Here is a 12,441-nt window from a genome sequence, read left to right as displayed (position 1 = left end):
GCAACTTTTCAAACTTACCCGCTGGCTTCCTGCGTGTCAAACCGGCGTCCGCGATCATCCTCAGCTTATGCTTGGGGGATCGGTTTTCCGTCTGACTCCGTGGAGCAGCGCGGAAATAAACTGTACCACCACTCATCCGGGATCGCCAGTCCGCTGCTGCGTGCTGTCCTGCCGGGCGCCGAAAGGCCCGGAATCACGGGGATTCCGGGCCTTTGTTCGTGCTGCGTGCGTTCCGCTCCTGCAGGTGATCCTGCAGGCGGGGATCACTTGGCCGCTGTTGCTCCGGGCTTGAAGTAGGACGCCCCGAGCGGAGGCAGCGTGACGGTAAGGGTGGCCGGCTGGCCATCCTGGCCTTCGTCCGTTGCCTTCAGCTCTCCGGTGTTGAGCACGCCGGATCCCCCGTAGGTGGAGTGGTCGGTGTTCAGGACTTCGGTCCATGCACCAGCCGTCGGAACTCCCAGGGTGTACCCAACGTGGGGTGCACCCGAGAAGTTGATGGCGCAGACAATCGGGTTGCCGTCCTTGTCCCACCTGATGAAGGACAAGACGTTGCGGTCCGAGTCTCCCCCGTTGATCCACTGGAACCCGGCCGGAACGTTGTCCTGGGAGTAGAGGGCCGGCGTGGCTGCATACAGCTCGTTGAGGTCCTTGGTCAGCAGCTGCAGTCCCCGGTGCGCCGGGATCTCGGCAAGCCACCAGTCCAGCCCGTGCTGTTCCGACCACTCGGCTTCCTGGCCGAACTCGGTGCCCATGAAGATGAGCTGCTTGCCGGGGTGGGCCCACTGGTAGGCGAGGAAGGCGCGCAGGTTGGCCAGCTGCTGCCAGCGGTCACCCGGCATCTTGCGGAGCATGGAGCCCTTGCCGTGGACAACCTCGTCGTGGCTGATCGGCAGCAGGAAGTTCTCGGTGAAGGCGTAGACCAGGGAGAACGTGACCGTGCCGTGGTGCCAGCGGCGGTTGTAGGGATCCTCGGACATGTACTTGAGGGAGTCATGCATCCAGCCCATGTTCCACTTCAGGCCGAAGCCCAGGCCGCCGTGGCTGGTCGGTGCGGTAACACCGGGGAAGGCTGTGGATTCTTCCGCGATCATGACCGCGCCGGGGTGGGTCTTATAGACGGTGGCGTTGACTTCCTGCAGGAAGGAGATGGCCTCGAGGTTCTCCCGGCCACCAAAGCGGTTGGGCCGCCACTGGCCTTCCTGCCGCGAGTAGTCGAGATAGAGCATGGAGGCCACGGCGTCCACGCGCAGCCCGTCGATGTGGAATTCCTCCAGCCAGTAGAGGGCGTTCGCCACCAGGAAGTTCCGGACCTCGGTGCGGCCGAAGTCGAAGATCAGGGTGCCCCAGTCAGGGTGTTCCCCGAGCGCCGGGTCGGAGTGCTCGTAGAGGGGTTCACCGTCGAACCGGGCCAGCGCCCAGGCGTCCTTGGGGAAGTGCGCCGGCACCCAGTCCAGCAGTACGCCGATGCCTGCCTGGTGGAGGGCGTCCACCAGGTAGCGGAACTCGTCGGGGTGGCCGAACCTGGACGTGGGGGCGTAGTAGGACGTGACTTGGTAGCCCCAGGAGCCGCCGAACGGGTGCTCGGCCACCGGCATGAATTCGACGTGCGTGAATCCGAGCCACTTGACGTACTCCACCAGTTCCTTGGCCAGTTCGCGGTAGCCAAGGCCCAGGCGCCAGGACCCGAGGTGCACCTCATAGACGCTCATGGCTGAGTTGTGGGGATCGCGCTTGGCCCGCGCTTCCATCCATTCGTCGTCCTTGAAGGCGTAGGAGGGCTCCACCACGCGGGATGCCGTTAGAGGGGGAACCTCGGTGCCGAACGCCAGCGGATCAGCTTTTTCAACCCAGTAGCCACCGCGGGTCAGGATTTCGTACTTGTAGCACGCACCTGCTTCCACCCCGGGGATAAAGACCTCCCAGACACCGGAGGACCCCAATGAGCGCATTGAGTTTTCGCGGCCGTCCCAGGCATTGAAGTCGCCCTTGATCCGGACGGCCTGCGCATTCGGGGCCCACACGGCAAAGGAAACGCCGTTCACGTCACCCAGTGACGACTTGTAGTGCCGGACGTGGGCGCCGAGCACCTGCCACAGTTTCTCGTGCCGGCCTTCGCCGATGAGGTGCAGGTCCACTTCGCCCACCGTGGGGAGGTAGCGGTACGGTTCGTCGACGGTGACCGCGTCCCGGCCCGGGTAGGTGACCGACAACCGGTAGTCGGGAACGTGGCCCTGCTCCACCGGTTCAAGGACGGCAACCCACACGCCATGGGCCTCGTGCTGCATGGGGACTTCGCCGGCCTGCGTGACCACGGAAATGGCCTCGGCGAGGTGCTTCACGGTGCGGATGGTGACATGCCCGTAGTCGTCCAGGTGCGCGCCCAGGACGGAGTGGGGGGCGTGGTGTTCACCGTTCGCGATCCTGCCCAGGGTGCCTTCATCCACGTGCAGGGGCACCCCCGGACGGTCAGTTCGTGCTGAGCCTGTCATTTCGTTACCTTCCGATGCTGCACCGGCATGATCGCCGGCGCCGTTACCGCTCAGGAGCCGCCTGGCGGCGTTTACTGGAATCGCCAGCCAGTCGGGCCTGTTACGCATTTCATAAACAACTTCATACAGCGCCTTGTCCAGCCACAATGCCACAAACAGGGGCGAGGTCCGGTCCACCGTGCCGGGAATGACTTCCGCGTAGCCCGCCAGGAAGGCATCTGCGCAGGCGTCCACCCAGCCTTCCGGGACCTGCGCGCCTTCCTGCTCACGCTGGGCTGCCCCGGCAGCGTAGTCGAAGGAGCGGAGCATTCCCACGACGTCCCTCAGGGGAACATCAGGGACGTTCCGTTCCGCGATGGGCCGGAGCGGCTCACCCTCGAAATCGAGGATCGCCCACCTGGATTCGCCGCCGGTCTGGCCGGTGACCTGCAGGATCTGGCCGAGGTGGAGGTCGCCATGGATGCGCTGCAACGGCCCGACCGGAGCTTTGCCCATGGTGGCCAGGAGTGTCTCCAGGGCGTCGTCGTAAGGGCCGACGGCGGCATGGGCTTCTGCCCAGGCGGCGCGGACGCGCTGGGCAACAGCGGGTCCTGCCCCCTTGCCGGGTTCCGGCTCGGCTGACTGCCCCAGGGCCTCCGCCAGTCGTTTGTGTACCGTGGCCGTGGCGGTGCCAAGGGCCCGCGCCTCTGCCGTGAAGTCCCTGCCGGAACGGGCTGCGTCCACGGCAAGCCGCCAGGCGTCGCGTCCGCCGGCCAGGAATTCATGGGCCACCGCAAGTTCACCCTGGACGTAGCGGCTGCCCGTGCTGCCTTGGCTGAGCCACTCCCCCCGGACCCAGCCCAGGGTGGCCGGGACTTCAGAGGTTCCCGCCTTGGTGAGCGCAGCTCCTACCTCGATCTCCGGGTTGGTGCCTTCGGAGAGCACCCGGAAGAACTTCACCATGGCTGCCGATTCGCCGTCGTCCACGATGACCGAACTGTTGGACTGCTCGCCCGAGAGCACCTTCACCACGCCTTTGGCGGTGGGAAGCCGGAAGGGCCCATCCACGCGGTACCCGGTGGCGGCGCCGCTGGCGGCCTTCCCTCCCTGACGGATGAGCTCCAGCCAGGCGCCGACGAAATCGGGGTCGTGCACGGCGTCGTATACCCAGGGCCGGGTCGGATCCATTCCCGCAGCCTCGCCCACCAGCGCACGCTCCATGCCTCCGGCCGGCGCGGGCCGGAAACTCAGCGGAACCTGGACCACGGCGCTGCGCGGACCGCCGTCGGCCCCCTCGGTGGTGACGTTGAGGAGGAACACGGCCAGGGCCGCGTGGCCGCTGGGATCGTCCAGGCCAAGGCTGCCGGCCTGGCTGATGGCGAAATCGGGGGTCTTGACGGGGAACCATCGCTGCTGCGGCAGCCATTCCTTGAGCAGCGCGGTCAGGGCGGGAGTGAGGATTGGCTGGTTCATCTCAGTTCTCTATCGACAGGATGGGCATGGCCTGGGTGTAGGGCGAGGACGGGTTGGAGGACGCCGACCGCATCCGGAGCCAGAAGAAGTCGTGGCTTCCGATGGTCAGTGTGAGGGTGCCGTCGTCGCCGATGCCGGGGAAGATCTGGCCGCCGAAGACATCGCGCAGGCCCCGGCCCGAGTATTCGGGAACGCGCAAGGTCGCTGCCACCGGGTGCTGGGAAAGGTTGAAGGCGCACAGGATGGTCTCGGCGTCCGCGCCCGCGGGGTTGTTGTCCGGCAGGACACGCAGGTACGCCAGGACGGCATCGTGGTCGGCCTCGATGTGTTTGAATTCGCCCAGCCCGAACGCAGGGTGGTTCTTCCGGACGCTGAGGATCTGCCGGGTCCAGCGCAGCAGGGAACCCGAATGGGCCGCCTCCGCCTCGACGTTGGCCATGCTGTAGTTGTAGACCAGCGACTGGATGGGCGGCAGGTACAGCTTTCCGGGGTCGGCGTGGGAGAAGCCTGCGTTCCGGTCCGGGTTCCACTGCATCGGCGTGCGCACGGCGTCGCGGTCCTCGAGCCAGATGTTGTCCCCCATGCCGATCTCGTCCCCGTAGTACAGGAAGGGACTGCCCGGCAGTGAGAGCAGGAGGGCGTTGATCAGTTCGATCTCAGCGCGGGAGTTGTCCAGCAGCGGTGCCAGGCGGCGGCGGATGCCGATGTTGGCGCGCATCCGTGGGTCCGGTGCGTACCAGCCCAGCATCGCCGCGCGCTCATCCGCGGTGACCATCTCCAGGGTGAGCTCGTCGTGGTTGCGGAGGAACGTTCCCCATTGCGCACCCTCGGGGATGTCCGGGGTCTCGCGCATGGTCTCGATGATGGGCGCCGCCTTCTGGTCCCGCAGCGCGTAGTACAGCCGGGGCATGATGGGAAAGTGGAACGCCATGTGGCATTCGGGTTCCTCAACCGTGCCGAAGTACTCCACCACCTCGGTGGGCGGCTGGTTGGCTTCGGCGATGATGACCCGGCCCGGATAGCCTTCATCCACCATGGCCCGCAGCTGGCGGAGGAACTCATGGGTGGCGGGAAGGTTCTCGCAGTTGGTGCCTTCTTCCTCGTAGAGGTAAGGGATGGCGTCCGCGCGGAAACCGTCGATCCCCTGGTCCAGCCAGAACCGGACCACGTCGAAGACGGCGTCGATCACCTTCGGGTTTTCGAAGTTCAGGTCCGGCTGGTGGCTGAAGAACCGGTGCCAGAAGAACTGGCGGCGGATGGGATCGAACGTCCAGTTCGATTCCTCCGTGTCAACGAAGATGATGCGCGCATCCTGGTACTTCTCGTCCGTGTCGCTCCAGACGTAGAAGTCGCCGAAGGGCCCGTCCGGGTCCTTGCGGGATTCCTGGAACCAGGGGTGCTGGTCCGAGGTGTGGTTCAAGGGCAGGTCGATGATGACCCTGACACCGCGGGCGTGGGCCTCCGCCACCAGGCGCTTGAAGTCGCTGATGGTGCCGAACTCGTCCAGGACCGAGTTGTAGTCGGAGATGTCGTAGCCGCCGTCGCGCAGCGGTGACTGGAAGAACGGCGGCAGCCACAGGCAGTCCACGCCCAGCCACTGCAGGTAGTCCAACCGGTCGATGAGTCCGGAGAAATCCCCGGACCCATCGCCGTTGGCATCCGCAAAGGCCCTGACAAGTACCTCGTAGAACACGGCCTTGCGGTACCACAACGGGTCATGCTGAAGGCCAGGCGCATTTAGCTCGAACGTGCTCTTGGGGGTGAAGTGCCCGGAACTTTGCGGATTGAAACTCACGAATGCATTCTCCTCACGCTCAGGATGTGGGCGGGCTCCACGTGCGGATCGAGGCGCACGTAGTTGTACTCGCCCCACTCCCAGCTCTGTCCGGTGAGCAGGTCATCCACGTAAAAGCCGCCGCCCGGGGTGAGGTCCTGGGGGTCCAGTTCAAGGGCTGCCAGGTCCAGGGCCACGCTGCACTCCTTGGTGACGTGCGGGTCCACGTTGACCACCACGATAATGGTGTCCTTTGACCCGTCGGGGAGCGTCTTGTGCTTGGAGTACACCACGGTGGAGTCGTCGGTGCTCTGGTGGACCGTGAGGTTCTGCAGGTCCAGCAGCGCAGGATGGTCGCGGCGGATGTGGTTGAGCCGGGTGATGTACGGCGCCAGCGAGCGGCCGGATTCGGCGGCGGCCTCCCAGTCGCGGTGCTTGTACTCGAACTTTTCGTTGTCGATGTACTCCTCGGCGCCTGGCCGGGCCACGTGCTCATACAGTTCATATCCGGCGTAGACACCCCAGAGCGGGCTGCCGGTGGAGGCCAGGACTGCCCGGATCCGGAACGCCGCGGGCCCGCCGTACTGCAGGTACTCGGTGAGGATGTCCGGGGTGTTGACGAAGAAGTTGGGGCGGAAGAACGCCGGGGAGTCGTGGCTGACTTCGTCGAAGTAGGCCTCGATCTCCTTCTTGGTGTTGCGCCACGTGAAGTAGGTGTAGGACTGCTGGAACCCGGCCCTGCCCAGGGCGTGCATCATGGCGGGCCGGGTGAACGCTTCGGCCAGGAACACCACGCCGGGCACCGCTTTATTCACTTCCGCGATAAGCCATTCCCAAAACCACACCGGTTTGGTGTGCGGGTTATCCACGCGGAAAATCTTTACGCCATGGCTGACCCACAACAGCACAATCCGCAGAATTTCCTGCGAAAGCCCCTCAGGGTCATTATCGAAATTCAGCGGATATATGTCCTGGTACTTCTTTGGCGGATTTTCCGCATAGGCGATGCTGCCGTCCACGCGGGTGGTGAACCATTCCGGGTGCGACTCGACCCAGGGGTGGTCCGGTGCCGCCTGCAGCGCAAGGTCCAGCGCCACTTCCAGGCCGAGTTCGTTGGCCCGCGCCACGAAGGCGTCGAAGTCCTCGAAGGAACCAAGGTCCGGGTGGATGGCGTCGTGGCCGCCCTCCTTGGCACCGATGGCCCAGGGCGAGCCGGGATCGTGCGGACCGGCCACCAGGGTGTTGTTCGGTCCCTTGCGGTGCTGCACCCCGATGGGATGGATCGGCGGCATGTACAGGACGTCGAAGCCCATGGCGGCCACGGCATCGAGCCGCTTTGCCGCGGTCCGGAAGTTGCCGGACGTCCACTGACCGGTGTTGTGGTCCTTGACGGCGCCTTCGGACCGGGGGAAGAACTCGTACCAGGCGCCGCGGCCGGCACGGTCGCGCTCCACCAGCAGGGGGTACTTCTGGGAAACGGTCACCAGTTCGCGGATGGGCTGGCGGGCAACGATGTCCGCGATTTCCTGGCTGAAGCCGGCTCCCAGCCGTTCCTCGGTGGTGCGGGACTGATCGGCCAGGACGTCCGAGGCATGGCGCAAGGCGGCCCGGTCCACGTCGTCCCGGAAGTCCTCGCCTGCCGCATCGCCCAGCAGCTTGGCACCCTCGGCAAGCATGAGTTCAACGTCGATGCCGGCGTCGATCTTCACCTCCGCATTGTGGTGCCAGGTGCCGTAGCGGTCGTGCCAGGCTTCGATGACGAAGGACCAGTTTCCGGTTTCCGACGGCGTGAGGACACCTTCCCAGCGGTCCGTCCCCATGCCGCGTTCCCCACGCGGCGGTGCAAGCCGGACACGCTGGCGCTCCGCGCCCGAGGGATCGAGCAGCACGGCGCTGACGCCGAGCTGGTCGTGGCCTTCACGGAAGGCGGTAGCGCCCACCACGATGCCTTCCCCCGGCAGGGCCTTGGCCGGAAACTTGCCGCCTTCGACGACGGGCTGCACGGCGGTGATGGGAAAACGCCCGAACCGCAGTCCCTCGGTGATGCGGCGCTGGGGCATTTTGGTGGATGCGGCACTGGTTCCTGAATTAGTCGTCACAGGCTCGACGTTAGCGAGAAATGCGCTGGATTGCTAAGGCTGCTCACTAAATTGGGCGTGCCGCGGCCCTTTTTCTTCATGCCCCTGTCATTTACCCAAAAGAAACCTGAAGCTGGTTCCGGCCGCGCATCTTGTCGGTTAGTGTGACGCAGGTGAAGGCAATCCGCAGGTTTACGGTCCGTACAGTCCTCCCCGAGCCCATCCGGCCGCTGGCCAGGCTGGCCAGCAACCTGCGGTGGTCCTGGCACCGCCCCACCCGGGAGCTTTTCGCCGGGCTGAACCCGCGCCTTTGGGAGGAAAGCGGGCAGGACCCGATCGGCTTCCTGGGGATGGTGAGCCGCGAGGAGTTCCAGCAGCTGGCCACGGACCAGTCCGTGGTGGAGAAGGTCCGCGCCGCGGAACAGGACCTTGACCGGTACCTCGAGGAGCCGCGCTGGTACCAGGGCCTGGGCCCGGACGCCCCCGCCAGCATCGCCTACTTCTCCCCCGAGTTCGGCATCACCGAAGTCCTCCCCCAGTATTCGGGCGGCCTGGGCATCCTGGCCGGCGACCACCTGAAGGCGGCCTCTGACCTTGGTGTTCCGTTGGTGGGTGTGGGCCTGCTGTACCAGGCGGGCTATTTCAAGCAGTCGCTGTCCCGCGACGCATGGCAGCAGGAGACCTACCCGGTCCTGGACCCGGACGGCCTGCCGCTGACACTGCTCCGCGAGCCGTCCCCCGACGGCAACGGCAAGGCCGTGCAGATCGCCCTTCCGCTGCCCAATGGAAGGCGCCTGCTGGCACACATCTGGCGTGCCGACGTCGGACGCGTTCCCCTGCTCCTCCTGGACTCCAACGTCCCCGGCAATGACGACGCTGCCCGCAGCATCACGGACCGGCTGTACGGCGGCGGCGGGGACCACCGGCTGCAGCAGGAACTCCTTCTCGGCATGGGTGGCGTCAAAGCCCTGCGCGCCTTCCAGAAGCTGACGGGCTGCCCCGCGCCGGAGGTGTTCCACACCAACGAAGGGCACGCCGGGTTCCTGGGGATCGAGCGCATCCAGGAACTCATGTCCGGAGAGCAGGCCCTGACGTTCGACGAGGCACTGGCGGCCGGCCGTGCCTCGACGGTGTTCACCACGCACACCCCGGTGCCTGCCGGCATCGACCGGTTCGAGATCAACCAGATCAGCCACTTCTTCCAGGCGGGGCTGGCTCCGGCCGTGCCGCTGGACAGGATCCTTGAACTGGGGCGCGAGAACTACGCCGACGGCAACCCTTCGGTGTTCAACATGGCCGTCATGGGCCTGCGGCTGGCCCAGCGCGCCAACGGCGTGGCCAAGCTTCACGGCGAAGTGTCCCGCGGCATGTTCTCCGCGCTCTGGCCGGGCTTCGACCACAGCGAGGTGCCCATTACGTCGGTGACCAACGGCGTGCATGTGCCCACCTGGGTCGACAGCCGCATTTCCAAGCTTGCCCGCGACCAGTTCGGCAGCGAGGCCGAAGCGCTGGGCAAATGGGACCTGGCCTACAACGTCAGCGACGCCGACGTCTGGGCGCTCCGCAGGGAGATGCGGGCCGCCCTGGTGGAGGACGTGCGCCGCAGGCTGCGGGCAGCCTGGAAGAAGCGGGGGGCCGCCGACGCCGAACTGGGCTGGACGGACAACGTCCTGGACCCGGACGTGCTCACCATCGGGTTTGCCCGCCGCGTGCCCACCTACAAGCGGCTCACCCTGATGCTGCGCGAACCGGCCCGCCTCAAGGCGCTGCTCCTGCACAAGGAACATCCCATCCAGCTGGTGATCGCCGGCAAGTCCCACCCGGCCGACGACGCCGGCAAGAAGATGATCCAGGACCTGGTGCGCTTCACCGACGACCCCGAGGTCCGGCACCGGATCGCCTTCCTGCCGAATTACGACATCGCCATGGCACGGACCCTGTTTCCCGGCTGCGATGTCTGGCTGAACAACCCGCTGCGCCCGCTGGAGGCCTGCGGTACCTCCGGCATGAAGGCGGCGCTGAACGGATCGCTGAACCTTTCCGTCCTGGACGGCTGGTGGGATGAGATGTACGACGGCGAGAACGGCTGGGCGATTCCCACGGCCAACAACGACGCCTCCCCCGAGGAACGCGACGACATCGAGGCCGCGGCACTGTACGAGCTGCTTGAATCGCAGGTGGCGCCGCGCTTCTACGGGAGTACGGTGTCCGAGGGTGCCGGGGCCGCGGGCCCGTCGACCATCGGCAGCGAGAAGGTGCCCACCCATTGGGTGTCCATGATCAAGCACACGCTCTCCCACCTGGGTCCGGCCGTCTCCGCGGAACGCATGCTGCGCGACTACGTCAACATCCTTTACCGTCCCGCCGCCGAGGCCGGACGCAGCGCAAATGCCAATTCCTACGCCCAGGCCCGCGGGCTGGCCGCCTGGTCGGCGAAGGTCCGCGCTGCCTGGCCGCAGGTGCACGTGGAACACGTGGATTCGGTGGGCGTCTCGGAAGACCCGCAGATCGGCGACACGCTCCAGGTCAACGCCTACGTGGCCTTGAACGCCCTCACGCCGGAGGACGTGTGCGTTGAGGTGGCCTACGGCAAGGCGGAAGAGAACGACACCCTGGCAGACATCACCATGATGGAACTGCAGGTGAAGGAGGACCTGGGCAACGGGCGGCACTTGTTCAGCGGCTCCCTGGTGATCGACCGCTCCGGACCGTTTGGATACACCGTCCGCGTCCTGCCGCGGCACGAGGCCCTGGCCTCGAAGGCCGAGCTGGGGCTGATCGTCAACGCATAGCCCGCCCGCCTGGTGGGTAAGGCTCCCTGGACGAAGGCAGTACCCCGATCCAGGAGGGCCCATGACCGAACGCACGGTGGCCGATGCCATAGTGGAGCGCCTCGCCGCCTGGGGTGTTGGCAGGGTGTTCGGGTACAGCGGGGACGGCATCAACGGCTTCATGGGTGCCCTCCGCCGGTCCGAGGGACAGGTGGAGTTCATCCAGGCCCGGCACGAGGAGGCGGCGGCCTTCATGGCCGTGGGACACGCCAAGTACACCGGCGGCGTGGGGGTGGTGACCTCCACCCAGGGCCCGGGTGCGGTCCACCTGCTCAACGGGCTCTACGACGCCAAGCTGGACAGCGTGCCAGTGGTGGCCATCGTGGGCCAGCAGAGCCGGACGGTGCTGGGCTCGGCCTACATGCAGGAGATCGACCTTCCGTCGCTGTTCAAGGATGTTGCCTCGCAGTTCGTGCAGCTGGTCAGCGCGCCGGAACAGGTGCCCATGGTGCTGGACCGGGCCTTCCGGACAGCGAAGGCCACGTCCTCCCCCTGCGTCGTGGTCATCCCGCATGACGTCCAGTCCGCGCCGGCGCCCGAACTGGAACAGCAGCACGGCATCGTGGTCACGGCGCCGTCCTGGAGCGCTGCGGCCAAAACGCCGCGCGGGGAGGACCTCAACGCAGCCGCAGCCATCCTCAACTCAGCCGAGCGGGTGGCCCTGCTCGTGGGGCAGGGAGCCAGGCACGCCGGCGGGGAGGTGGTTGCCGTGGCGGAGAAGCTTGGCGCCGGGATCACCACCAGTCTTCTGGGCAAGCCATATGTGGATGAGGAGCTGCCGTTCGTGGCGGGCACCATGGGGCATCTGGGGACCACCGCAAGCGCGCACCTGATGGCGAACTGCGACGCCCTCCTGATTGTCGGCTCCAACGACCCCTGGACCGAGTTCTATCCGCCGCCCGGGAACGCCCGTGCGGTGCAGATCGACGTCGATGAGAAGAACATCGGCAACCGGTACCCCGTGGAGGTGGGCCTGGCCGGAGACGCAGCATCGGCGCTGGAGGCCCTGAACAGCAGGCTGGAGTACCGCCCCCGCACCCAGTGGCGCTCGGAGGTGGAGGCGGAAGTCAGCCGCTGGCGCATCCTCGCGGCGGACCGCGCCGCAGTCCCGGCAAGCCCCGTCAATCCCGAACGCGTGGTCAGGGAGCTGAACGGCCGGCTGCCCGGAAACGCCCAGCTGAGTATCGACGTCGGGAGCTGCGTCTACTGGTACGCCCGCCAGCTGGTGCTCCCCCACGGTGTCCCCGCGCACCTGTCGGGGACGCTTGCCAGCATGGGCTGCTCCATCCCCTACGGGATTGCCGCCAAGCTTGCCCACCCGGACCGCCCGCTGCTGGCCCTGGCCGGGGACGGGGCCATGCAGATGGCGGGGGTGGCGGAACTGGTGACGGTGGCGCACCGCTGGCGCCAGTGGAAGGACCCGCGGTTCGTGGTCTGTGTCTTCAACAACCGGGAGCTGACCGAAGTCACCTGGGAGCAGCGTGAGTCGGAGGCCGAGCCGAGGTTTGCCGCGAGCCAGGAGCTGCCCGATTTCCCCTTCGCCGGCTACGCGGACCTGCTGGGGCTCAGGGGCATCCGGGTGGAGGACCCGGAATTGATTGCGGAGGCCTGGGAGGAAGCCTTCGCAGCCGACTGCCCCGTGGTGATCGAGGTGCTCACCGATCCCGAGGTTCCGCTGCTGCCGCCGTTCCCTGCCGGCCGGCAGAAGGCGGAAAGCATGCGCAAGGGGTTGGCAGCGGAGGACGACGGCGGCCGGGCCTCAGCGCTCCTGGACACCTATGTGTCCCATGAGGAGGGCCCGGAGGGCTGATTGCCCG

General features: G+C 66.6%; 5 protein-coding genes. 2 read left to right on the top strand and 3 right to left on the bottom strand.

Features of this window, described 5'->3' with window-relative positions:
* Positions 1 to 263: 263 nt before the first annotated feature.
* Genes RM50_RS09435 through RM50_RS09425 form a run of 3 tightly spaced genes read right to left on the bottom strand, consistent with a single transcriptional unit; the run spans position 264 to position 7,775 of the window.
* Complete coding sequence (locus tag RM50_RS09435) at positions 264 to 3,941, bottom strand: 1,4-alpha-glucan branching enzyme (RefSeq protein WP_043452119.1); 3,678 nt, start codon at positions 3,939 to 3,941, stop codon at positions 264 to 266.
* Between the two features lies 1 nt (position 3,942).
* Complete coding sequence (gene treS / locus RM50_RS09430) at positions 3,943 to 5,736, bottom strand: maltose alpha-D-glucosyltransferase (protein ID WP_043452117.1); 1,794 nt, start codon at positions 5,734 to 5,736, stop codon at positions 3,943 to 3,945.
* Entirely contained in the window at positions 5,733 to 7,775 is a 2,043-nt protein-coding gene (locus RM50_RS09425) for an alpha-1,4-glucan--maltose-1-phosphate maltosyltransferase (protein ID WP_043452115.1), read from the bottom strand. Before RM50_RS09425 ends, treS begins: the two co-directional genes overlap by 4 nt.
* 191 nt (positions 7,776 to 7,966) lie before the next feature.
* Here RM50_RS09425 and glgP point away from each other — a divergent pair, with 191 nt between their 5' ends.
* The gene (gene glgP, locus RM50_RS09420; RefSeq protein WP_205622245.1) at positions 7,967 to 10,585 is read left to right on the top strand and encodes an alpha-glucan family phosphorylase; all 2,619 of its coding nucleotides are present in this window, start codon (positions 7,967 to 7,969) and stop codon (positions 10,583 to 10,585) included.
* A 61-nt stretch (positions 10,586 to 10,646) separates the two neighbouring features.
* The gene (locus tag RM50_RS09415) at positions 10,647 to 12,434 is read left to right on the top strand and encodes a thiamine pyrophosphate-requiring protein (protein ID WP_043452110.1); all 1,788 of its coding nucleotides are present in this window, start codon (positions 10,647 to 10,649) and stop codon (positions 12,432 to 12,434) included.
* Positions 12,435 to 12,441: the final 7 nt, after the last annotated feature.

This window comes from Pseudarthrobacter phenanthrenivorans (genome assembly GCF_000813845.1).
In the GTDB taxonomy this organism is placed as follows: Bacteria; Actinomycetota; Actinomycetes; order Actinomycetales; family Micrococcaceae; genus Arthrobacter; species Arthrobacter phenanthrenivorans_B.
This window is presented reverse-complemented; position numbering and strand designations above follow the sequence as displayed.